The organism is Streptomyces sp. NPDC032126 (assembly GCF_055580085.1).
In genome coordinates, this window is sequence record NZ_JBVIMA010000001.1 from 1,105,598 (window position 1) to 1,126,657 (window position 21,060).

At 73.4% G+C, this 21,060-nt stretch carries 20 protein-coding genes and 1 pseudogene; 12 read left to right on the plus strand and 9 right to left on the minus strand.

Annotation, left to right across the window (positions count from 1 at the left end; genetic code table 11):
- The first annotated feature begins 25 nt into the window (after positions 1 to 25).
- Positions 26 to 730, plus strand: a complete 705-nt coding sequence (locus ACZ5NW_RS04640) for a GNAT family N-acetyltransferase (RefSeq protein WP_468742236.1) — start codon at positions 26 to 28, stop codon at positions 728 to 730.
- Positions 731 to 744: 14 nt separating this feature from the next.
- Here the strand turns inward: ACZ5NW_RS04640 and ACZ5NW_RS04645 are convergent, their stop codons facing one another.
- Positions 745 to 1,206, minus strand: coding sequence for a MarR family winged helix-turn-helix transcriptional regulator (locus tag ACZ5NW_RS04645; RefSeq protein WP_468742237.1), 462 nt, complete (start codon positions 1,204 to 1,206; stop codon positions 745 to 747).
- A 92-nt stretch (positions 1,207 to 1,298) separates the two neighbouring features.
- Here ACZ5NW_RS04645 and ACZ5NW_RS04650 point away from each other — a divergent pair, with 92 nt between their 5' ends.
- Together ACZ5NW_RS04650 and ACZ5NW_RS04655 are read left to right on the plus strand one after the other, a co-directional pair.
- Complete coding sequence (locus ACZ5NW_RS04650) at positions 1,299 to 2,327, plus strand: ABC-2 transporter permease (protein ID WP_468742984.1); 1,029 nt, start codon at positions 1,299 to 1,301, stop codon at positions 2,325 to 2,327.
- Positions 2,328 to 2,512: 185 nt separating this feature from the next.
- Positions 2,513 to 3,409: a putative protein N(5)-glutamine methyltransferase gene (locus ACZ5NW_RS04655; protein ID WP_468742238.1), complete on the plus strand. Its 897-nt coding sequence runs from the start codon at positions 2,513 to 2,515 to the stop codon at positions 3,407 to 3,409.
- A gap of 7 nt (positions 3,410 to 3,416) precedes the next feature.
- On the opposite strand, the gene ACZ5NW_RS04660 is transcribed toward ACZ5NW_RS04655, so the two are convergent.
- Together ACZ5NW_RS04660 and ACZ5NW_RS04665 are read right to left on the minus strand one after the other, a co-directional pair.
- Positions 3,417 to 4,148: a hypothetical protein gene (locus ACZ5NW_RS04660; RefSeq protein ID WP_468742239.1), complete on the minus strand. Its 732-nt coding sequence runs from the start codon at positions 4,146 to 4,148 to the stop codon at positions 3,417 to 3,419.
- 101 nt (positions 4,149 to 4,249) lie between these two features.
- Entirely contained in the window at positions 4,250 to 6,307 is a 2,058-nt protein-coding gene (locus ACZ5NW_RS04665) for a SpoIIE family protein phosphatase (RefSeq protein WP_468742240.1), read from the minus strand.
- A gap of 246 nt (positions 6,308 to 6,553) precedes the next feature.
- Here ACZ5NW_RS04665 and ACZ5NW_RS04670 point away from each other — a divergent pair, with 246 nt between their 5' ends.
- The 4 genes from ACZ5NW_RS04670 to ACZ5NW_RS04685 all read left to right on the plus strand — a co-directional run bounded on the left by ACZ5NW_RS04670 (position 6,554) and on the right by ACZ5NW_RS04685 (position 10,610).
- Positions 6,554 to 7,438, plus strand: coding sequence for a hypothetical protein (locus ACZ5NW_RS04670; RefSeq protein ID WP_468742241.1), 885 nt, complete (start codon positions 6,554 to 6,556; stop codon positions 7,436 to 7,438).
- 102 nt (positions 7,439 to 7,540) lie between these two features.
- Positions 7,541 to 7,909 (plus strand): hypothetical protein, encoded by a 369-nt coding sequence (locus ACZ5NW_RS04675; protein ID WP_468742242.1) that lies wholly within the window; start codon positions 7,541 to 7,543, stop codon positions 7,907 to 7,909.
- A gap of 123 nt (positions 7,910 to 8,032) precedes the next feature.
- On the plus strand, positions 8,033 to 10,048 hold the full coding sequence (locus tag ACZ5NW_RS04680) for an FAD-dependent oxidoreductase (protein ID WP_468742243.1): 2,016 nt from the start codon (positions 8,033 to 8,035) through the stop codon (positions 10,046 to 10,048).
- Positions 10,049 to 10,070: 22 nt separating this feature from the next.
- Positions 10,071 to 10,610 (plus strand): PadR family transcriptional regulator, encoded by a 540-nt coding sequence (locus ACZ5NW_RS04685; protein ID WP_468742244.1) that lies wholly within the window; start codon positions 10,071 to 10,073, stop codon positions 10,608 to 10,610.
- Positions 10,611 to 10,652: 42 nt separating this feature from the next.
- On the opposite strand, the gene ACZ5NW_RS04690 is transcribed toward ACZ5NW_RS04685, so the two are convergent.
- Complete coding sequence (locus ACZ5NW_RS04690) at positions 10,653 to 11,189, minus strand: hypothetical protein (protein ID WP_468742245.1); 537 nt, start codon at positions 11,187 to 11,189, stop codon at positions 10,653 to 10,655.
- A 165-nt stretch (positions 11,190 to 11,354) separates the two neighbouring features.
- Complete coding sequence (locus tag ACZ5NW_RS04695) at positions 11,355 to 12,323, minus strand: fibronectin type III domain-containing protein (RefSeq protein WP_468742246.1); 969 nt, start codon at positions 12,321 to 12,323, stop codon at positions 11,355 to 11,357.
- Positions 12,324 to 12,701: 378 nt separating this feature from the next.
- On the opposite strand from ACZ5NW_RS04695, the pseudogene ACZ5NW_RS04700 reads away from it, so the two are divergent.
- Positions 12,702 to 13,403 (plus strand): annotated as a pseudogene (locus tag ACZ5NW_RS04700) (glycoside hydrolase family 75 protein); the annotation flags it as partial.
- A gap of 318 nt (positions 13,404 to 13,721) precedes the next feature.
- On the opposite strand, the gene ACZ5NW_RS04705 reads toward ACZ5NW_RS04700, so the two are convergent.
- The 4 genes from ACZ5NW_RS04705 to ACZ5NW_RS04720 form a co-directional block, all read right to left on the minus strand.
- Positions 13,722 to 14,132, minus strand: a complete 411-nt coding sequence (locus ACZ5NW_RS04705; protein ID WP_468742247.1) for a PTS sugar transporter subunit IIA domain-containing protein — start codon at positions 14,130 to 14,132, stop codon at positions 13,722 to 13,724.
- 7 nt (positions 14,133 to 14,139) lie between these two features.
- Positions 14,140 to 14,739 carry a dihydroxyacetone kinase subunit DhaL gene (gene dhaL / locus ACZ5NW_RS04710; RefSeq protein ID WP_468742248.1) on the minus strand — a complete coding sequence of 200 codons (600 nt, stop codon included), beginning with the start codon at positions 14,737 to 14,739 and terminating at the stop codon, positions 14,140 to 14,142.
- Positions 14,740 to 14,776: 37 nt separating this feature from the next.
- Positions 14,777 to 15,769 carry a dihydroxyacetone kinase subunit DhaK gene (dhaK, locus tag ACZ5NW_RS04715; RefSeq protein ID WP_468742249.1) on the minus strand — a complete coding sequence of 331 codons (993 nt, stop codon included), beginning with the start codon at positions 15,767 to 15,769 and terminating at the stop codon, positions 14,777 to 14,779.
- Between the two features lie 185 nt (positions 15,770 to 15,954).
- Positions 15,955 to 16,284 carry a TfoX/Sxy family protein gene (locus tag ACZ5NW_RS04720; RefSeq protein WP_468742250.1) on the minus strand — a complete coding sequence of 110 codons (330 nt, stop codon included), beginning with the start codon at positions 16,282 to 16,284 and terminating at the stop codon, positions 15,955 to 15,957.
- Positions 16,285 to 16,448: 164 nt separating this feature from the next.
- On the opposite strand from ACZ5NW_RS04720, the gene ACZ5NW_RS04725 reads away from it, so the two are divergent.
- The 4 genes from ACZ5NW_RS04725 (at position 16,449) to ACZ5NW_RS04740 (ending at position 21,052) form a co-directional block, all read left to right on the plus strand.
- Complete coding sequence (locus ACZ5NW_RS04725) at positions 16,449 to 17,186, plus strand: flavodoxin family protein (RefSeq protein WP_468742251.1); 738 nt, start codon at positions 16,449 to 16,451, stop codon at positions 17,184 to 17,186.
- A 171-nt stretch (positions 17,187 to 17,357) separates the two neighbouring features.
- Positions 17,358 to 17,795, plus strand: a complete 438-nt coding sequence (locus tag ACZ5NW_RS04730) for a Fur family transcriptional regulator (RefSeq protein ID WP_468742252.1) — start codon at positions 17,358 to 17,360, stop codon at positions 17,793 to 17,795.
- 33 nt (positions 17,796 to 17,828) lie between these two features.
- On the plus strand, positions 17,829 to 20,042 hold the full coding sequence (gene katG, locus ACZ5NW_RS04735; protein ID WP_468742253.1) for a catalase/peroxidase HPI: 2,214 nt from the start codon (positions 17,829 to 17,831) through the stop codon (positions 20,040 to 20,042).
- A gap of 134 nt (positions 20,043 to 20,176) precedes the next feature.
- A complete protein-coding gene (locus ACZ5NW_RS04740; RefSeq protein ID WP_468742254.1) occupies positions 20,177 to 21,052 on the plus strand; it encodes an SCO6745 family protein in 876 nt (291 codons plus the stop codon).
- The last annotated feature ends 8 nt before the right edge of the window (positions 21,053 to 21,060 follow it).

The window sequence follows — 21,060 nt, forward strand, 5'->3', positions numbered from 1 at the left end:
CCCGTCGCCCCCTGATGCCGAGAGCGTGCTGGACAATCCCGCCCTCGCCAGTCTCACCGGTCCGCACGCGCGTTTCGCCGAGCGGCGGGGGCGGGTGCTGCGGTACCCGCTCGACATGTCCCCGTGGCTCGCCCTTCCCGACGCGCCGGACGCGCGGGACTGGGCCGATCTGGCGGCGCTCGCCGGGCCCGGCGCCGAGGTGCCGCTGCCGGGGTTCCGGGGTGAGGTGCCGGAGGGCTGGGAGGTCACCTTCCGGATGGAGGGCGTGCAGCTCGTCGACGCCGGTCTGGCCGCCGCGCCCGATCCGGAGGCGGTGCTCCTCGGGCCCGCGGACGTCCCCGAGATGCTCGACCTGGTCGAACGCACCCGCCCCGGCCCCTTCCTGCCCCGCACCGTCGACATGGGCACCTATCTGGGCCTGCGCCGTGACGGCAGGCTGATCGCCATGGCCGGCGAACGCCTCCACCCGCCGGGCTTCACCGAGATCAGCGCGGTCTGCACCGACCCGGCCCATCGCGGCGAGGGCCTGGCCACCCGGCTGATCCTCGCCGTGGCCCATGGCATCCGCGCCCGCGGCGAGACCCCCTTCCTGCACGCCTCCGCCACCAACACGGGCGCCATCCGCCTCTATGAGTCCCTCGGCTTCCGCCTGCGCCGCAGAACCGCCTTCCTGGCGGCCCGGACGCCGCAGCGGCTGGGGGAGGGGAGGGAAGCGGTCGGCGTGGCCTGACCGGGCCGGCCCGGTCAGTCGTCGTCGGCCGCCCACGCGTTGTAGCGCACGAGATACGCGGCGAACCGCTCCAGATCCTCCGCCGACCAGTCGGCGAGCCTCTCCCGGAACGCCGCGCGGCGGCTCTCGGTGACCTGGGCGAGGATGCGGCGGCCCGCGCCGGTGAGGTGCAGGACGTGGACCCGGTGGTCCTCGGGGTCCACGCGCCGCTCGATCAGGCCGGTGCGCTCCAGCGCGGCGACCTGACGGCTGACCGTCGACTTGTCCAGGGCGTAGTGCGCGGCCAGGTCGGTGGCCCGGCAGCCGCCGCTCTCCTCCAGGTGGCCGAGGAGCGTGTACGACACCAGGGACAGCTCGGGGTGCAGTCGCCCCGCCGACGCGCGCGCCCGCCGGGCGAAGGCCGTCATCTCGCGCTGGATGACCTCCACCGCCGGCTCCTCGCCCGCTGTCTCCTCGGTCACCTCGTCCGTCCTCATGGGGCCTCCTCCGCGCTGCTAGTTGTATAGTACAACTTGAAGTGAAAGTTGTATATGCCAACTACTGGCAACTGCTCGGATGGGAGACCCCGATGAAGTCCCCGGCGCTGCGTCATGTGCTCACGCACCTGATCACCCCGCTGCTGATGTGCCTCGGCATGGGCCTCGCGTACATGGGGGCGTTCGTGACCCCGGAGCCGAACCACCTGCCCGTCGCCGTCGTCGGCGCCGGCCCCGAGGCCAAGGTCCTCGCGCAGACCCTCAAGGACGCGGCCGGGGACGGCCTCGACGTCCGTACCGTCGCCACCCGCGCCGACGCGGTCGACCTGCTGACGTCCCGTCACATCACCGGCGCCTACGTGCCCGGCGCCCACCCCGAGCTCGTCGTCGCCACCGCCGCCTCCGACATGGGGGCCACGGCCGTGGAGAGGGTCTTCACGCCCGTCGCCGAGCGGCAGGGCGTCCCCCTGGAGGTCACCGACGTGGCCCGGCCCGTCGCCGACGACCCCACCGGACAGGGCCTGTTCTTCCTGCTGATCGCCGTCAGCATCGGCTCCTACGCCTCCGTCGCCGTCCTCGGCGCCGCCGGCGGCGAACTGCCGATGCGGTCGCGCGCCCTGCTCACCCTCGGCGTCTCCGTCGTCGTCAGCGGCATCGGCGCGCTGCTCGCCGGCCCCGTGTTCCACCTCGCCCACCACGACCTCGCCGGGGTGTGGGGCCTGGCCTGGCTCTACTCCGCGGGCATCCTCTTCCTCGGCGTCGGCCTGCACACCTTCCTCAAGCGCTGGACCACCCTCACCCTGATGGTGCTGTTCGTGATGCTCAACTTCACCAGCTCCGGCGGGCTGTTCCGCCCCGAGCTGCAGAACGGCTTCTTCGGCACCCTGCACGCCTTCTGGAACGGCGCCGGCTTCGTCGAGGGCGCCCGCGGCCTGCTCTACTTCGGCGGTGACGGCCTCGGCCGCAGCACCGCGACCCTGCTCGTCTGGCTCGTGCTCGGCCTCGCCACGACCGCGATCGCCGCCCTCCACGAGCGCTCCCGCGCCGCCGCCGCGCCCGTCCCCGCGTCCCGGGAGGCGGAGGAGGCCGAGGAGGAGGTCGAGGAGACCGTCGGTGTCTGAGCCGCTGGGGTAGGGTGACGATCCGACCGCGGACGTGCCGCCGTCGTGTACGACCGAGGAGGTGGGACCCATTACCGCAGTGTCAGGTCGGGTGCTCTCACCTCGGGTCGGCGCGGACCGCCGCCCGTAGGCGGCCACGAGCGCCCATCGCCCTCGGATAAGGCCCTCGGTTCTCCATGCCTTCGATGTCTTCGCAGTCTTCGCCCTCTTCGCAGCCTTCGCCGTACTCGTCGTCCTTCCGGCCCCCCGCCGCGTCCTCCCCGTGCCCTTCCGCGTCGACTTCGTCGTCGCCTCTGCCGTCCTCCCCGTCGTCGCCGTCACGGGACGCCGTCGTCGCCGCCCTGCGGGCCGCCGGCTGTGTCTTCGCCGAGGACGAGGCGGAGCTGATCCTCGCCGCCGCGCGTACGCCCGACGAGCTCACCGCCATGGTCGAGCGCCGCGCGGGCGGTCTGCCGCTCGAACACGTCGTCGGCTGGGCCGCGTTCCACGGTCTGCGCATCACCGTCGGGCCCGGTGTCTTCGTGCCCCGCCGCCGCACGGAGTTCCTCGTCGACAACGCCCTCGCCCGCGCCCCGCACGCGTCCGTCGTCGTGGACCTGTGCTGCGGCTCGGGCGCGGTCGGCGCCGCCCTGGGTGCCGCGCTCGCCCCGGCCGAACTGCACGCCGCCGACCTCGACCCGGCCGCCGTGCGCTGCGCCCGCGGCAACCTCGCCCCCTACGGCGGCCAGGTGCACGCCGGTGACCTCTTCGCCGCGCTTCCGGAGCGGCTGCGCGGCCGGATCGACCTCCTCGCCGCCAATGTGCCGTACGTCCCCACCCGCGAGGTCGCCCTGCTGCCGCCCGAGGCCCGCGACCACGAACCGCTGACCGCCCTGGACGGCGGCGACGACGGCCTGGACGCCCTGCGCCGGGTGGCCGCCGGGGCGCCGCGGTGGCTGGCGCCGGGCGGCTGCCTCCTCGTCGAGACGAGTGAGCGTCAGGCGCCGTACGCCGTCGAGGAGTTCACCCGCGCCGGTCTCGCCGCGACGCTCGCCGTCGACGAGGAGCTGGGCGCCCAGGTCGTGATCGGCACCAGGAGCTGACCGCTGCTCAGGTCCGGGCGCCGCTGCCGGACGGGGCGGGCGAGGGTGTGCCGTCCTCGTTCCACCAGTGGTGCCGGTGATCCGGGCCGGGGCGGCCGTCGTGCTCGTCGGGCGCCCAGCGGTCGGACTTGTCGAAGTCGCCGGAGAGCACGCGGTCGGCCGTCCTGGTGTCGCCGGAGCGGGTGCCCGCGAGCAGGACCGTGTCGCCCTTCTTGAGGGCGTCCGCGCCGGAGTCCCGGCCGCCGTCGGTGCGGACGGGGGTGTCCGGGCCCACCGTCCAGGTCCACGAGGCGCCGTCCTCGCTCTTGACGGTGACCTGGTCGCCGTCCGCCTTCTCGACGGTGCCGCGCTGCCACGTCCGTACGATCCAGTCGCCCGAGTCGGGGTCCTTCATGGTGGCCTCGCCGTGCACCCCGGCGCCGCCCAGGCCGAACCACATCCCGGGCCCGTGCCGGAAGCCGGGCCCGTCGTCCGGGGAGGTGGGCGCCGAAGGGGAGGCGGGCGCCGACGGTGTGCCGCTGCCGGAGTTCCCCGAGGTCGCGGCGTAGGCGACGGTGCCGCCCAGGGCCAGCACGGCGACCGTCGTCGCCGCGACGACGGCTCTGCCGCGGGCCGAGCGGCGCCGCCACAGCTCGCGCACGGTGGCCCGCTCGCGTTCGGGCCCGCCGGGCCCGCTGAGGATCTCGCCCGTCCCGGGCGGGATGCCGTCCCCCTGGTGTCGCTGCTCCGGTCCGTGCATCGGGCTCACTCTCCTCGGCGCCCGGCGGCAGGGCTGCACGCCTCTCTGTGATTGTCCGAAAGGCGCGGTAAGGAACCGATAACGAAAGCCTGTGAATCGGGTCAGTCGCGGGCCCGGGCCACCAGCAGGGCCACGTCGTCGTGGTTGTCGGGGTGGTGCAGGGTGCGCAGCAGGAGGTCGCACAGCTCCTCCAGCGGGCGCGCCGGGCCGTCCAGGAGGGCGAGCAGGGCGTCCAGCCGCTCGTCCAGGGAGTGCCGGCGCGTCTCCACCAGCCCGTCGGTGTAGAGCACCAGCCGGTCGCCGGGAGCGAAGTCGACGGTCGTCGTGGAGAACGGCACCCCGCCGACGCCGAGCGGTGCCCCGGTGGGCAGGTCGAGCAGCTCGGGGGGCCGCCCCGGCCGCAGCCGCACCGGCGGCAGATGTCCCGCGTTGGCGATCCGGCACTGGGCCGCCTCGGGGTCGTGGACGACGTAGACGCAGGTGGCGATGGAGTGGTCGAGGCCGGAGGTGATGCGGTCCAGGTGCTCCAGGAGCACGGCCGGGTCCAGGCCGAGGGAGGCCAGCGTGGTCGTCGCGGTGCGCAGCCGCCCCATCGTCGCGGCCGCGTCGATGCCGCTGCCCATCACGTCGCCGACGACCAGCGCGGTGCGCTCGCCCTCCAGCGGGATCACGTCGAACCAGTCACCGCCCACCTCGGTGGTCGCGCCGGCCGGCTGATAGCGGGAGGCCACCTCCAGGCCGCCGGTCACCGGCGGATGGCTGGGCAGCAGGCTGCGCTGGAGGGTGAGCGCGGCCGTGCGGGCGTTCTGGTACCAGCGCGCGTTGTCGATCTGCACCGCGGCGCGGGCCGCCAGTTCCCGGGCCAGCAGCAGATCGTCCCGGGCGAAGGGTTCCGGATTGCCCGTCCGCTTGAGGTCGAGGGCACCGAGCACCTCGCCGCGCGCGATGAGCGGGACCGCCAGATACGAGTGGACGCCCGCGCGGGCCAGCAGCCCCGCCGCCTCCGGTGACCGGGCGATGCGCTGGAGGTCCTCGTGGGTGACCTCGGGCACCATGACGGGCCGCCCCGCCCGTACGCACTCGGTGACCAGCCGGTCGGGCCCGTAGCGGGCGACCTGGCCCGGCGGATCGGCCGCGGCCAGGGCGTCCGGCGCCGCGTACGAGCGGACGGCGAGGGCGCGGATCACGGCGGGCGAGGAGGGCCCGAGCGTCACCGGCCGTCCCGCCACCACCGCGTCCAGCAGATCCACCGCGGCGATGTCCGCCAGCTCCGGCACGGCGACATCGGCCAGCTCACGAGCCGTGCGCTCCAGGTCGAGAGTGGTGCCGATACGGGTCGAGGCGTCCGCGATCAGGGCCAGGCGGCGGCGCGCGGCCTCGGCCTCGACGCCTGCCCGGTACTCGTCGGTCACGTCCACGACGGAGACGGCCACGCCCAGCACGGTGCCCCGGGCGTCCTCCAGCCGGTACAGCGACACCGAACAGGCGTGGTCCTCGTCGGGGTCCGCCGGTGTGCGGCCCACCGTGGACCGGTCGATCAGCGGCACCCCCGTGCGCAGCACCCGCCGGGCCGCCTCGTGGAGCGCGTCGGCGTCCAGCAGGGGGACCACCTCGCGCAGTGTCCGCCCGAGGTGCCGGGCCGCCGGGACGCCGTCGATGCGCTCCAGCGCGGGGTTGACGGACACGTACCGCAGATCGGTGTTGAGCACGGCCAGCCCGACCGGGGACTGGGAGATCAACCGCGTGGACAGCGCCAGGTCCTGCTCCACCCGGCGCAGGGTGGGCCGGTCGGCGGCGAGTCCGAGGGCGTAGACGTTGCCGCGGTCGTCCATGAGGCGCATGTTGCGGAACTCGACCAAACGGGTGGTGCCGTCCTTGCGGCGGATCGGGAACGCCCCGGCCCAGCCCTGCCCGGTCTCCATGACGTCGGCGAAGAGCTTGACCACGAGATCGACGTGCCGCTCGTGCACCATGACGTGCGCCGCGAACCGGCCGAGCGCCTCGCGCGCGGGGTAGCCGAACAGTTCCTCGGCCTGCGGGCTCCACAGCGCGATGCGCCCCTCGGCGTCCAGGACCACGGAGGCCACGTTCAGGACGTCCAGCAGGCCGCCGGGCCGTATCGGGCCGCCGCTCTCGGGCGCCGCCTCGGCTGAACTCATGCTGCGCACCGCCTCCGCACGTTGCCGCGGCACGACGTCCCCCGTGCCGACTCCCCCTGTTCTACCGCGCTCAACCTTCTCCTCCCATGCCTTGCGCGCCGGTTCCCATCCTGCCCCGGCGTGGCGGAGCCCGCCGTTCCCCGACCGGACATCACCCGTCCTTCGATTGGTCTGTACATGACCACTCGATCGGTCCAGACTGTCCGCCGAGCGCGTCCACCACCCCCCCCGACGAGGAGTCCGCCCATGCCCCTGCGCCCCGCCCGCCGCCGTCGCCACACGGCCCGTGCCGCCCTCCTCGCGCTGGCCACCGCCGCGGCCGCCGCCCTCACCGCGGCACCCCCCGCCGCCGCGGCCGGCACCTGGACCGAGGTCGGCTCCGACCGCGCCGATCCGCTGACCGAGAGCCAGGGCCTGGCCTCCGTCGAGGTCCCGGCGGGCAGCCCCAACCACTACACCGGCATCGGTACCATCCCGATCGGGGTCTCGATGCGCGGCTGGAACCACGTCGGCGACCCCGACGCCACCTACGACGGCTACTACGTCGAGCCGTACCAGCGGGACTCCGGCAGCGCCAAGATGTTCCGCGTGCAGGCGCCCGGCGGCGCCTGGTCGGAGTACGTCCACGCGCTCGGCTCCGGCGAGGCGCTGAACAACTCCTGGGTGGCCGTCTCCCCGGACAGCCAGTGGATGCTGGCGGGGGAGTGGGGCACCATGACCCGGTTCCAGGTCTTCCCGACCCCCGGCGCCAACAAGAGCACCTCGCCGTCGGCGAACCTGCCGCAGGTCGCGAACGTCCGCCTCGACCACGCCGTGCGCGACGTCCAGGGCTGCGACTTCTCCGGCCCGACCACCCTGCTGTGCTCCTCCGACGACCCGGAGGGCAGCCTCTTCGGCCTCACCAAGCCCCTGCTCCGGATCGACCTGTCCGCCGCGCCGAACGGCACCGCCGACGTCACCGGCCATGTCACCGCCCTGCGCCAGCTGCCCCTGCGCAGCGGCTGCTCGGGCACGTTCGAGGCGGAGGGCATCGACTACGACCGCCGCTCCGGCACCCTGCGCGTGATCGTGATCTCGCCGGGCTTCTGCGTGCTGACCGACAGCAAGACGTACCGGTTCACCGAGAGCTGACCGTCGCTGGTCCTGTCCGGATAGTGGTGCTTTTCTGGGGTAGTGGCACGGTGTCGCCGCCTGGGCGGCGCCGCGCCGACCGCCACGAGAGGAGCGATCAGGATGGACCGTGAGCGTCTGCACGAGGAGCCCGTCTCCCTGGAGATCAGCGGATGCAGCAAGGAGGACGCCCGGATCGTGTTCGACGCGCTGTGCACGTGCTTCGAGTCCGACCGGGGCCCCGACGAGGTGCCGCAACAGCTTCACGAGACCCGGCCGATGGTGTGGCTCGGCACCTTCGAGGTCACCGACGCCCACGCCTGCCCGCCGCCCGCCCGCCTCTCCGCCTCCGTCGAGGCCGACGCGCAGGGCGGCTACTGGGCGATCGAGCGGCTGCGCACCACCCTCGACTCCCTGTTCACCGTGCGTGACCTCTCCTCGGCCTCCGGGGACCAGGAGCGGGAGCTGCATGTGCTCCTGGAGAGCAGGTGAGAGCAGGTGAGTGCGGCACATCACCCCTGAATTCCCCGATGCCCTTTTGCAACTAGTTGCATAAACCGTGTGCGGTCCTCTAGAACAGGAGGTGACGACCGCCGCGCACGGAGGGCTGCCCCGATGAGCCGTTACCCCCACCTGCTGAGCCCACTCGACCTGGGCTTCACCACGCTGCCCAACCGCGTCCTCATGGGCTCGATGCACGTCGGCCTGGAGGAGGCCGAGCGGGGCTTCGAGCGGATGGCGGCCTTCTACGCCGAACGGGCGCGCGGCGGCGTGGGCCTCATCGTCACCGGCGGCATCGCGCCGAACGACGAGGGCCGGCCCTACCCGGGCGGCGCCCGGATGACCACCGAGGCGGAGGCCGAGCAGCACCGGCAGGTCACCGACGCCGTGCACCGCGAGGGCGGCCGCATCGCGATGCAGATCCTGCACTTCGGCCGGTACGCCTACCACCAGGACCTGGTCGCCCCCAGCCCCCTCCAGGCGCCGATCAGTCCCTTCCCGCCCCGGGAGCTGACCGACGCCGAGGTCGAGCGCACCATCGACGACTACGCGAACGCCGCCCGCCTCGCCCGCTCCGCCGGCTACGACGGCGTCGAGATCATGGGCTCCGAGGGCTACCTCATCAACGAGTTCATCGCCCTGCAGACCAACCAGCGCACCGACCGCTGGGGCGGCTCCTACGAGAACCGCATGCGCTTCCCGGTGGAGATCGTGCGGCGGGTCCGCGAGGCCGTCGGTGAGGACTTCATCATCATCTACCGGCTGTCCATGCTCGACCTCGTGCCCGGCGGCTCCACTCTCGACGAGGTGATCACCCTCGCCCGGGCGGTCGAGGCGGCCGGCGCCACCATCATCAACACCGGCATCGGCTGGCACGAGGCCCGTATCCCCACCATCGCCACCTCCGTGCCGCGCGGCGCCTACACCTGGGTCACCAAGCGGCTGATGGGCGAGGTGGCCATCCCGCTGGTGACCACCAACCGCATCAACACCCCCGAACTGGCCGAGCAGTTGCTCGCCGAGGGCACCGCGGACATGGTGTCGATGGCCCGCCCGATGCTGGCCGACGCCGCGTTCGTCAACAAGGCCGCCGAGGGCCGCCCCGAGGCCATCAACACCTGCATCGGCTGCAACCAGGCCTGCCTGGACCACACCTTCAGCCTTCAGATCACCTCCTGCCTGGTCAACCCGCGCGCCTGCCACGAGACCGAGCTGGTGCTCTCCCCGACCCGGCGCAAGAAGCGCGTCGCCGTCGTCGGCGCCGGACCGGCCGGCCTCGCCTGCGCGGTCGCCGCCGCCGAACGCGGCCACGACGTCACCCTGTTCGACGCCGCGAGCGAGATCGGCGGCCAGCTCAACGTCGCCCGCAAGGTCCCCGGCAAGCAGGAGTTCGACGAGACCCTGCGCTACTTCCGCCACCAGCTCACCGCCCACGGTGTCGACGTACGCCTGGACATCTTCGTGGAAGCGGGGGATCTGGCCGACTACGACGAGGTCGTCGTCGCCACCGGCGTCACCCCGCGCACCCCCGACATCCCGGGGGTGGACCACCCGAGCGTCGTCGGCTACCTCGACGTCCTGCGCGACGGCGCCCCCGTCGGCGAACGCGTGGCCGTCCTCGGCGCCGGCGGCATCGGCTTCGACGTCGCCGAGTACCTCACCGACAGCGGCGACAAGGCGAGCGAGGACCCCGCCACGTACTTCCGCGCCTGGGGCGTCGACATGGACTACACCGCGCCGGGCGGCCTCACCGCCCCCGAGCGGCCCGCCCCGCCGCGCACCGTCCATCTGCTCCAGCGCAAGACCAGCAAGGTCGGCGCCGGACTCGGCAAGACCACCGGCTGGATCCACCGCACCGAACTCAAGCACCGCGGCGTCACCATGGTCCCGGGCGTCAGCTACGACCGGATCGACGACGCCGGACTGCACATCACCGTCGGCGGCGAGAGCACGGTCCTGGAGGTCGACACCATCGTGCTGTGCACCGGGCAGGAGCCGCGCCGCGACCTCTACGAGGAGCTGGTCGCCGCCGGCCGCGACGTCCACCTCGTCGGAGGCGCCGACGTGGCCGCCGAACTGGACGCCAAGCGCGCCATCAAGCAGGGCACCGAGGTCGCGGCCGCCCTCTGACCGCCCTCCCTAGGATGAGCGCATGTCACTCCCGCACGCGATCCTCACCGCCCTGCTCGAAAAGCCGTCGTCGGGGCTGGAGCTGACCCGCCGGTTCGACCGGTCGATCGGGTACTTCTGGTCGGCGACGCACCAGCAGATCTATCGCGAGCTGGGAAAACTGGAGGCCGACGGCCTCATCCGGGCGCTGCCGGGCGAGCAGCCGGCCCGCGGGCAGAAGAAGAGCTACGAGGTCCTGCCCGCGGGCCGGGCGGAGCTGGAGCGCTGGACCTCCGCGGCGCAGGACCCCAAGCCGCACCGCGACCCGCTGCTGCTCAGGCTGCGCGCCGCGGCCGTGGTCGGCGGCACCGGGCTCGAAGCCGATCTGCGACGCCATCTCGACCTGCACCTGCGGCAGTTGGCCGAGTATCAGGAGATCGAGCAGCGCGACTTCCCGCCCGGCCGGGACACCCGCGAGGACCGGCTGCGGCATCTCGTGCTGCGGGCGGGCATCGACCTGGAGACCTTCTGGACCCGGTGGCTGACCCACGCCCTGGAGGAGTTCGCCGCACTGGAGGACTGACGGTCGTGGACGACCGGCACGGCGTGGGCGGCCGCCGATCGGTCAGAGGCGGTACGGCTTCGAGCGGCGGCGCAGGAACCAGGCCGCCGCGATGACGCCCGCGCCGACCAGCGCACCGCCCGCCGCCATCGTGACCGTCCCGTAGTCCTTGATCGCGCCGCCCGCGCCGCCCATCACACCGCGCGAGGCCGAGGCCGTCGGGGTGATCGTCGGGGTGGGGGCACTGGAGACGATCACCGACTGGGTGCCGGCGACGATCCCGTTGGAGCACATCACGACGACCGTGTAGGTGCCCGGGCTGACGCCCGACCAGGCGGCGGACTGGCTGACGGCCGTCCCCGACAGGGCGACCTGACGGCCCTGGGCGAAGTTCGCCTGGCTGCCGTTGAGCAGCGACGCGGTGCCCCAGGAGCCGTTGATCTGCGAGCAGGCGCTGGTCACCACCGACACGGTGGAGCCGGTGGTACTCACCGAGATCCCCGTCTGAGCGGCGGCCGGATGGCCGGTCAGGGCGAGGGGGAGCGCGGCGGCGGCCGCCGCGGTGAGTCCCGAACGGACGAGAGTACGAGCGTTGCGCATGGGCGGTCCTCCGGCGGCACGGTCGGCGGTACATCCCTTGCGCCGCCGGGGATCGGGTACGCCCGTGCGCCCTCAAGGGCAGCCAACGCGCCCCCGGCCGGGCCCGCACCCGCACGGCGACCGGGCAGGTGACGGATTCCTTCGGACGGCCGAGGGCCGGGGCCGCTAGCGGTCCGTCCCGGTGGTCACCGCGCGCTCCGCCGACAGGGCGCCCCAGGTGCCGTCGGGCAGCCGGGCCCGCAGCCGCACCCGATGGGTGACGCCGGCCTCCCGCCCCGCGTAGAAGCTGTACGACGCGCGGTCGCGCGGCGCGGTCCCGCCCCAGACCAGCGAGGTGGCCGTCAGCCCGTCCAGCCGGACGTCGTACTCCGTGACCACGCCGTCGACGCGTGGGGGCACCCAGGACAGGTCGATGTAGTACGCCCCGCCGGCGCGATGGGTCGTCGCCCGGAAGCCGCCCGGCGCGGTGTCCTGCCCCGGCTCCGCGCCCGGCGCGGTGGTCAGCCGGAGCGGCGCGCTCGCGGGGGAGAGATTGTCGGCGGCGTCGCGCGCGCGGACGGTGAAGGAGTAGGCGGTGCCCGGCCGCAGCCCCGTGACCACGGTCGCCGTCTGCGCGCCGCCGACGGTATGGATCCTCGTACCGCCCTGGCAGACGTCGTACGAGACCACCCCGCGGTCGTCCCGGGCGGCGGACCACGTCAGCTGGACCGCCGTGGGCCCGACCGCGCGGCCGCCGAGACCGCCCGGCCGGGTCGGGGCGGAGCGGTCGGCGGCGACGGCGGCCGGGGTCGTGGCGCGCACCTCGCGGCTGGGCGGGCCGAGACGGCCGTCGGCGTCACGGCCGCGCACGGTGAAGACATAGGTCGTCGCCGGCGTGAGACGCACGACGTCCACCATGTGGGCGGAGCCCGGCACGTCCCGGACCTTCTCGCCGCCCCGATAGACCTCGTAGCCGGTGACGCGGGAGCCGGAACCGACGGCGTTCCACATGACGTGCACGCTGGTCGCGCTGCCCGCGGCGGCGGTCACGCCGGTCGGGGCGCCGGGCGCCCGCCCCTCGTCGCCGCTCGCCCCGCCGGCGCAGCCGCAGCAGAGCGCCAGTGCGGCCCCGTAGAGCACCAAGCGTCGTCGCACGGCGTCGCCTCCCGGCCCGGCCCTCGCGGCAATGGTCCGGACCAATATGGCGCGCCGATGCGGACGCATCAAGAGGCCGTAGGGGACGGGAGGGGAAGTTGGCCGTCCCCCGGAAGGGTTACGTATGCTGAAGCCCTCACGGCCGAACTCCCCGTGACGGACGGGGAGTTCACGCCGAGCGCGCGGAACGCTGTCGTCGCTGGTCCCGCGCCTGCGGGGTGGCCGGGCGGCCGGTGCCGAGTCGGGTGCCGGCGCCCGGTGCCTGGCGGCTCGTCAGAAGCGGTGCACCGTACGGCCCCCCTCGGGTGGCCCGGAAAAGCGGGCGGCACCAGGGTGGGCTGAGTGTCCGTCAAGTCCCCCACGAGAGGGTCCCGTATCGTGCGCGCCCCGTCGCTGACCCTGGCCGCGGCCGGCCTCGTCCTGCTGGCCCCGACCTCGCTGCCCGCCACCGCTCCCCAGTCCGCGGAGGTGCCGCGCGGGCCCGGGCTGCGGCAGGAGGGCTCGGTGCGGGCGGCCGATCTGCTGGCCCGGGTGCGGGACTGCGTTCCGGTCTCGCACGGGCGCTACCGCACCGACGAGGGCGCCCCCGCGACCATTCCGGTGTGCGGCACCCGGGGCGCGGTCTTCTGGACGGCCGACATGGACATCGACTGCGACGGCCGCCCGACCACCCGCTGCAACGCCCGCACCGACCCGCTGTTCTCCGCCAGCACCGCCTACCAGGAGTCCGGCGGCCGCTACCTCAGCGCGGAGCACCTGCCGTACATCGTCGTCCCGGCCGCGAGCCCGCTGTGGGACCACCGCGCGGCGGGCGTGCGGGGCGGTTCGGTGGCCGCCGTCGTCTACCGCGACCGGGTGCAGTACGCGGTCGTCGGCGACACGGGCCCGTACGACATCATCGGCGAGGCCTCCTACGCCACCGCCGAGGCCCTCGGCATCCGCCCCGACCCCCACGGCGGCGGCACCCCGTCCGGCGTCACGTACATCGTCTTCACGAACTCCGCGATCGACCCGATCGAGGACCACGCGAAAGCGGCCGCCACGGGGGAACGACTGGCACGCCAGTTCGTGGAGGAGGCGGAGGAGACAGAGGAGACGGGAGCTGTGGCGGGGCAGGCGGGGGCTCCGGCGGGGCGTCCGGGTCTGCGACACCCGGCCGGGGGAGCCTCAGCGGGGCGGCCGGGGCTGCGGGACGCGCGGGCGACGGTGTATGCGGAGGATGGCGAGGGGTGAGGGGGCGGGAGCGCCGTCGCGGGACGCCGACGGGGCCGCCGCCCTCGTGGGGGTACGGAAGCCGGTGGCGGCGAGCCCGTTCCTCCGCCTCGGTGGGACGGGGCCCATCGAGGCGCGCGGCCCGGTCACCGCAGACCCTGGCCATGGACGGCCCCTCCGGTCACCTCACACCTTGCGGTAGTCGTACGCCTCCCTCGCCGCCGCCTCCACCGCGTCCAGGTCGGCGCCCGCCGCCGCCGTGACCACCGCCGCCACCGCGCCCTCCACGAACGGAGCGTCCAGCAGGCGGGTGCCGTCGGGGAGTTCGTCGCCCTCGGCGAGCAGTGCCTTGACCGTGAGGACCGCGCTGCCGAGGTCCGTGAGGACGGCGACCCCGGCGCCTCGGTCCACCGACGCGGCCGCCGCGGCGATCAGTTCGGCGCTGGTGCCGAGCCCGCCGCCCTCCGTGCCGCCGGCCGCGGCGACAGGCACCGCCGCCCCGCCGCCCGCGAGCCCGCGGGCCAGGTCGGCCACCGACGCCGCCACCTCCGCGCTGTGCGAGACCAGCACGATCCCGACCCGCTTCTCCTCGCTCATCGGCGCCTCACTCTCCGTTCGCCTCGGCGAGCCCGGCGATCAGCAGGGCCGAGGACGTGGCGCCGGGATCCTGGTGCCCGATGCTGCGCTCGCCCAGATAGCTGGCCCGGCCCTTGCGGGCCTGGAGCGGGATCGTCGCCTCGGCGCCCTGCTCGGCGGCGGTCCGGGCGGCGGAGAAGCCGGCGGGCAGGGCGTCGACCGCCGGCACCAGCGCGTCGATCATCGTCTTGTCGCCCGGTGCGGCCCCGCCGAGTTGCATCACCGCGTCCACCCCGGTGCGCAGCGCCCGGGCCAGCTCCTCCGCGTCCACCTCCGCGGCCTCGCCGAGCGCCTTGCCGGTGCGCCGCAGCAGGGTGCCGTAGAGCGGCCCCGAGGCGCCGCCCACGGTGGAGATGAGCTGGCGTCCCGCGAGGACGAGGACGGCGCCCGGTGTGGCGGGCGCCTCCTTCTCCAGGACGGCGCGCACCGCGGCGAAGCCCCGCTGGAGGTTGCTGCCGTGGTCGGCGTCGCCGATCGGCGAGTCGAGCGCGGTGAGCCGCTCCGCCTCACGGTCCACGGACGCGGCGGTGGCCGTCATCCAACGGCGGAAGAAGTCGGCGTCGAGCACGGGTTCTCCTTGCGTGTCGGGTGGGGTGGGCGCCGGCTCACATGCCCCAGCGCAGCCCCGGGGTCCGCACCGGCGCGTCCCACAGCCGCAGCAGTTCCTCGTCGATCTGGCAGAGGGTGACCGAGGCGCCGGCCATGTCGAGGGAGGTGACGTAGTTGCCGACGAGGGTGCGGGCGACGGCCACCCCGCGCTCGCGGAGCACCCGCTGCACCTCGGCGTTGAAGCCGTACAGCTCCAGCAGGGGCGTCGCGCCCATGCCGTTGACCAGGACGAGGACCGGGTTGCGCGGCGGCATGTCCTCGACGATCGCGTTGACGGCGAAGTCGGCGATCTCCCCGGAGGTCATCATCGGCCGCCGCTCGCGTCCCGGCTCGCCGTGGATGCCGATGCCGAGCTCCAGCTCGCCCTCCGGCAGCTCGAAGGTGGGGCTGCCCTTGGCGGGGGTGGTGCAGGCGCTCAGGGCGACGCCGAAGCTGCGGGAGTTCTCGTTGACCTGCCGGGCGATGGCCTGGACCCGCTCCAGCGGCTGCCCCTCGTCGGCCGCGGCGCCCGCGATCTTCTCCACGAAGAGGGTCGCGCCGGTGCCGCGCCGCCCCGCCGTGTAGAGGCTGTCGGTGACGGCCACGTCGTCGTCGACGAGGACCTTGGCGATCTGGATGCCCTCGTCCTCGGCGAGTTCGGCCGCCATGTCGAAGTTCAGTACGTCGCCGGTGTAGTTCTTCACCACGAAGAGCACGCCGGCCCCGCTGTCCACGGCCGCCGCGGCCCGCACCATCTGGTCGGGCACGGGGGAGGTGAACACCTCGCCGGGACAGGCCGCCGAGAGCATGCCGGGGCCGACGAAACCGCCGTGCAGCGGCTCGTGCCCCGAGCCGCCGCCGGAGACCAGGGCCACCTTCCCGGAGACGGGCGCGTCCCGTCGTACGATCACCCGGTTCTCGACGTCGACGGTCAGTTCGGGATGGGCGGCCGCCATCCCTCGCAGCGCGTCGGCTACCACGGTCTCGGGCACGTTGATCAACATCCGCATGGGTACCTCCGGGTGAGCCTGGCGCGGCGGTCTTCGGGCGGTGTTCGGGTGTGAGGAGCGCTGTCGGCAGTATCGGTCCTGCGGCGGCGAAGGTCACCCCGCCGACGCGGTCCGGGCGGGGCGGGAGGGTCCGGCCGGCGGGCGCCGCTCGGCCCGGCGCGCCGGAATCGTACGGACGTCGACGCTCATTTCGGCGGCAGCGTGGCGGCGAAGGCGTGGCCCTCGGCGATCCAGGAGTCCAGTACGGCGTCCTCCGCGACGGCCGCGCCGCCCACCACGATCCAGCCGCGCATCGGGCGGCCCGTCATGTCGAAGACGCGGGTGCCCGGACGGGCCAGGGCCGCCTCCGTCGCGTCGGGGCCGACCCGGACCATCAGGTCGTCACCGGTGACGCCGACGGCCATGTTGCCCCGGTACAGGAAGGCCACCCCGCCGAACATGTGCTTCTCGGCGACCTCCGGATCCGCGGCGAACCGCTCCCTGATCCGCTGCGCCAGCCCCTCGTCGTACGCCATGCCGTCCTCGCTCCGGCCGTCACGTCGATCCTCATGCCCTCAGCGTCCGCCGATCCGCGCGCCCTCACCACCCGGCGGCGACCCGTGTCGCAGCGCGGCGGAGCCGGTCGCGCGCGAGACGCTGCGACGCACAGTCGCCGCTCGCGCCACCCAGGGAGTCCGCCATGGCCGTACCGCCCTCGTCCGCCCCCGACACCGCCTACCGCTTCGACGACCTCACGGCCCTGTTCATCAACTGCACGCTCAAACCGTCCCCGCAGCTCAGCCACACCCAAGGGCTGATCGACAAGAGCGCGGAGATCATGATGGCGCGCGGGGTCACCACCTCCGAGATCCGCGCCGTCGACCACGACATCGCGCCGGGTGTGTACCCGGACATGACCGAGCACGGCTTCGCGCGGGACGAATGGCCCGCGCTGTACGAGCAGGTGATGGCCGCCGACATCCTGGTGCTGTGCGGGCCGATCTGGCTGGGGGACAACAGTTCGGTGACGAAGAAGGTGATCGAGCGCCTCTACGGCTGCTCGGGCCTGCTCAACGAGCAGGGGCAGTACGCCTACTACGGCCGGGTCGGCGGGTGTCTCATCACCGGCAACGAGGACGGCGTCAAGCACTGCGCCATGAACGTCCTCTACAGCCTCCAGCACCTCGGCTACAGCATCCCGCCCCAGGCGGACGCCGGCTGGATCGGTCCCGCGGGCCCCGGACCGTCGTACCTGGACCCCGGCTCCGGCGGCCCGGAGAACGACTTCACCAACCGCAACACCGCCTTCATGACCTGGAACCTCATGCACCTCGCCGCGCTCCTCAAGCGCTCCGGCGGCATCCCCGCCCACGGCAACCAGCGCACGGAGTGGGACGCGGGCTGCCGCCCCGACGCCCAGAACCCGGAGCACCGCTGACCACGCCGAACGGCTGTCCCGGGCCCCTGCTTTTCGTACATTCCCGGATTAACCTGTTTGTCCTGAAAGGTGTCCAGGGGGTCGATTCGCCGCGCCCGTCTCGTCGCGGCACCAAGCTTTAACCTCTCGTTTTCTTGAACCGTTCGTGTTTTTGAGGGTAGGTTGTGCCGCATGACCGCATCCCGGACTCCGTCCACCGCCGAGGATTTGCGCGGTGCCGGCCTGCGGGTGACGGCCGCCCGTGTGGCCCTGCTCGAAACCGTGCGCGGCGGCGACCACCTCGGGGTCGAGGCGATCGCCGCCGGGGTCCGCGAGCGGGTGGGCCACATCTCGGTGCAGGCCGTCTACGAGGCCCTGCACGCCCTCACCGGGGCAGGACTCATACGCCGTATCGAGCCGCCGGGCAGTCCCGCCCGCTTCGAGGGGCGCGTCGGCGACAACCATCACCACCTGGTCTGCCGCTCGTGCGGCGCCGTCTTCGACGTCGACTGCGCCGTCGGTCACGCTCCGTGCCTCACCGCCTCCGACGACCGCGGCTTCGCGATCGACGAGGCGGAGGTCATCTACTGGGGCCTGTGCCCCGACTGTTCCACCGCCCGCAGTTCATGAGCTTCATGATCCAACTAGTCCGGAGGGACTCCCATGGCTGAGAACCCTGATGCCATCGTCACCGACCCCAAGGCCGAGGGCACGGGTGGCTGCCCGGTCGCGCACGGGCGCGCGCCGCACCCGACACAGGGTGGCGGAAACCGCCAGTGGTGGCCGGAGCGGCTCAATCTGAAGATCCTTGCCTCGAACCCGCCCGCGACGAACCCGCTGGGCGAGGAGTTCGACTACGCGGAGGCGTTCCAGAACCTGGACCTCGCCGCCGTGAAGCGGGACATCGCCGAGGTGCTCACCACCTCGCAGGACTGGTGGCCCGCCGACTTCGGCCACTACGGCCCGCTGATGATCCGTATGGCCTGGCACAGCGCGGGCACCTACCGCATCAGCGACGGCCGCGGCGGCGCCGGTGCCGGCCAGCAGCGCTTCGCCCCGCTCAACAGCTGGCCCGACAACGGCAACCTGGACAAGGCCCGCCGTCTGCTGTGGCCCGTGAAGAAGAAGTACGGCCAGTCCATCTCCTGGGCCGACCTCATGATCCTCACCGGCAACGTCGCCCTGGAGCAGATGGGCTTCGAGACGTTCGGCTTCGGCGGTGGCCGCGAGGACGTCTGGGAGGCCGACGAGGACGTCTACTGGGGTCCCGAGACCACCTGGCTCGACGACCAGCGCTACTCCGGCGACCGCGAGCTGGAGAACCCGCTCGGCGCCGTCCAGATGGGCCTGATCTACGTCAACCCCGAGGGCCCCAACGGCAACCCGGACCCGATCGCCGCCGCCCGCGACATCCGTGAGACGTTCCGCCGCATGGCGATGAACGACGAGGAGACCGTCGCCCTCATCGCCGGTGGTCACACCTTCGGCAAGACCCACGGCGCCGGACCGGCCGAGCACGTCGGCGAGGCCCCCGAGGGCGCCGAGATGGAGCAGCAGGGCCTCGGCTGGAAGAACACCTACGGCACGGGCGTGGGCAAGGACGCGATCACGTCCGGCCTGGAGGTCATCTGGACCACCACCCCGACCCAGTGGAGCAACGGGTTCTTCAAGAACCTCTTCGAGTACGAGTACGAGCCCGACCGCAGCCCGGCCGGCGCCCACCAGTGGATCGCCAAGGACGCCCCGGAGATCGTCCCGGACGCCTTCGACCCGGAGAAGAAGCACCGCCCGCGGATGCTCACCACCGACCTGTCGCTGCGCTTCGACCCGATCTACGAGCCGATCGCCCGCCGGTTCTACGAGAACCCGCAGGAGTTCGCGGACGCCTTCGCCCGCGCCTGGTACAAGCTGACCCACCGTGACATGGGTCCGAAGTCGCTGTACCTCGGCCCGGAGGTGCCCGAGGAGACCCTGATCTGGCAGGACCCGCTGCCCGCCGCCGAGGGCGAGCCGATCGACGCCGCCGACGTGACGGCGCTCAAGGCCCGCATCCTCGACTCCGGTCTGACCGTCTCGCAGCTGGTCGGCGCCGCCTGGGCCTCGGCGTCCACCTTCCGCGGCAGCGACAAGCGCGGTGGCGCCAACGGCGCCCGGATCCGCCTCCAGCCGCAGGTCGGCTGGGACGTCAACAACCCGGACGACCTCGCCCAGGTCCTGCGCGCGCTGGAGGCCGTCCAGAGCGAGTTCAACACCGGCGCGAAGAAGGTCTCGCTTGCCGACCTGATCGTCCTCGGCGGCTCCGCCGCGGTGGAGAAGGCCGCCAAGGACGCCGGTTTCGACGTCGAGGTGCCGTTCGCCCCGGGCCGTGTCGACGCGACCGAGGAGCACACCGACGCCGAGTCGTTCGCCGCGCTGGAGCCGTCGTCCGACGGGTTCCGCAACTACGTCGGCAAGGGCAACCGGCTGCCGGCCGAGTACCTGCTCATCGACCGCGCCAACCTGCTCACGCTGACCGCCCCCGAGACGACCGTCCTGGTCGGCGGTCTGCGGGTGCTGGGCGCGAACCACGCCGGTTCGAAGCACGGCGTCCTCACCGAGACCCCGGGCAAGCTGACGAACGACTTCTTCGTCAACCTGCTCGACCTCGGGACGACCTGGACGGCCACGTCCGAGGACCAGTCCACGTTCGAGGGCCGGGACGCCTCGGGCCAGGTCAAGTGGACCGGCACCCGTGCCGACCTGGTCTTCGGATCCAACTCCGAGCTGCGCGCCCTCGCCGAGGTGTACGCGAGCGACGACGCGAAGGAGAAGTTCGTGAAGGACTTCGTCGACGCCTGGGTCAAGGTCATGAACCTCGACCGGTTCGACCTGGTCTGATCAGCCCATAAGGCTGGAGGGGCGGCCCGCACGGGCCGCCCCTCCACGCTGTCCGGGCACCTGTCCCTTGTTATGACTGCCGTCATGGTGGATGCTACTTCCCGGTAACGGCCGACCGGCGGAAGGGGCAGGGCGTGAGCGACGTCGTCGCACGGGCGATGTGGGAGCGGTACGAACCGGTGCACAGCCTGGTCTACTTCGCGCCCGAGGCGCACCAGGCCGCCCAGGACATCGGGCTGCGCGGCTTCTGGATGGGCTACTTCGCGCTGCGCGCCGCACCCCTGGGCCCCGTCCCCGCCTCCGTGGTGACCAGCTCCTTCTACGTCTTCCACCCCGACCGGGTCGCCCGCGCCGTACCGGACGCCTGGACGTTCGCCGACCCGGCGAAGGTGATCGCCGCCCGGCAAGAGGCCATGGACGCGGTGATGACCCGGCTCTACGGCGCGGACGGTGTCGCGTCCGCCGCCCTGGCGGAAGCCGCCGACCTGGCCTGGCGGGCCGCCGAGGCCGCCGACACCGTGGGCCGGGTGCTGGGCGCCGCCAACCAGGCCCTGGACCGCCCCGACGCTCCCCATCTGCGGCTCTGGCAGGCCGTGACCACCCTGCGCGAGCACCGGGGGGACGGGCACATGGCCGCCCTCCTCCACCAGGGCCTCGGGCCCGTCGAGGCGATGGTGCTCAAGGCCGCCGCGGCCGAGGCCGACGAGGAGGTGCTGCGGCAGACCCGCAGGTGGAGCCCCGAGGAGTGGGCGGCGGGCAAGGAGGAGCTGCGCGAGCGCGGCCTGCTCGACGCGGACGGACGGATCACCGCGGCCGGGGCGGCCGTGCGGACCGAGGTGGAGACGGCGACGGACGCGGCGGCGGCGAGGCCCTGGCGGGTGCTCGGCGCCGAGGCCGGCGCGCGCCTCGCCGACCTCCTGGAGCCGCTGGCCGACACCGTGCGCACTTCCGGGATGATCCCGGCGGGCAACCCGGTCGGCCTCCCCACACCGACGCGGGGGCGGCCGTAGAGGGGTGG

What these genes read in the sequence shown, in the direction of transcription:
- ACZ5NW_RS04645 (WP_468742237.1), bottom strand. Translation starts at nt 1,206, where the DNA reads ATGAGGACGGACGAGGTGACCGAGGAGACAGCGGGCGAGGAGCCGGCG.
- ACZ5NW_RS04650 (WP_468742984.1), top strand. Translation starts at nt 1,299, where the DNA reads ATGAAGTCCCCGGCGCTGCGTCATGTGCTCACGCACCTGATCACCCCG.
- ACZ5NW_RS04655 (WP_468742238.1), top strand. Translation starts at nt 2,513, where the DNA reads ATGTCTTCGCAGTCTTCGCCCTCTTCGCAGCCTTCGCCGTACTCGTCG.
- ACZ5NW_RS04660 (WP_468742239.1), bottom strand. Translation starts at nt 4,148, where the DNA reads ATGCACGGACCGGAGCAGCGACACCAGGGGGACGGCATCCCGCCCGGG.
- ACZ5NW_RS04665 (WP_468742240.1), bottom strand. Translation starts at nt 6,307, where the DNA reads ATGAGTTCAGCCGAGGCGGCGCCCGAGAGCGGCGGCCCGATACGGCCC.
- ACZ5NW_RS04670 (WP_468742241.1), top strand. Translation starts at nt 6,554, where the DNA reads ATGCCCCTGCGCCCCGCCCGCCGCCGTCGCCACACGGCCCGTGCCGCC.
- ACZ5NW_RS04675 (WP_468742242.1), top strand. Translation starts at nt 7,541, where the DNA reads ATGGACCGTGAGCGTCTGCACGAGGAGCCCGTCTCCCTGGAGATCAGC.
- ACZ5NW_RS04680 (WP_468742243.1), top strand. Translation starts at nt 8,033, where the DNA reads ATGAGCCGTTACCCCCACCTGCTGAGCCCACTCGACCTGGGCTTCACC.
- ACZ5NW_RS04685 (WP_468742244.1), top strand. Translation starts at nt 10,071, where the DNA reads ATGTCACTCCCGCACGCGATCCTCACCGCCCTGCTCGAAAAGCCGTCG.
- ACZ5NW_RS04690 (WP_468742245.1), bottom strand. Translation starts at nt 11,189, where the DNA reads ATGCGCAACGCTCGTACTCTCGTCCGTTCGGGACTCACCGCGGCGGCC.
- ACZ5NW_RS04705 (WP_468742247.1), bottom strand. Translation starts at nt 14,132, where the DNA reads ATGAGCGAGGAGAAGCGGGTCGGGATCGTGCTGGTCTCGCACAGCGCG.
- dhaK (WP_468742249.1), bottom strand. Translation starts at nt 15,769, where the DNA reads ATGCGGATGTTGATCAACGTGCCCGAGACCGTGGTAGCCGACGCGCTG.
- ACZ5NW_RS04720 (WP_468742250.1), bottom strand. Translation starts at nt 16,284, where the DNA reads ATGGCGTACGACGAGGGGCTGGCGCAGCGGATCAGGGAGCGGTTCGCC.
- ACZ5NW_RS04725 (WP_468742251.1), top strand. Translation starts at nt 16,449, where the DNA reads ATGGCCGTACCGCCCTCGTCCGCCCCCGACACCGCCTACCGCTTCGAC.
- ACZ5NW_RS04730 (WP_468742252.1), top strand. Translation starts at nt 17,358, where the DNA reads ATGACCGCATCCCGGACTCCGTCCACCGCCGAGGATTTGCGCGGTGCC.
- katG (WP_468742253.1), top strand. Translation starts at nt 17,829, where the DNA reads ATGGCTGAGAACCCTGATGCCATCGTCACCGACCCCAAGGCCGAGGGC.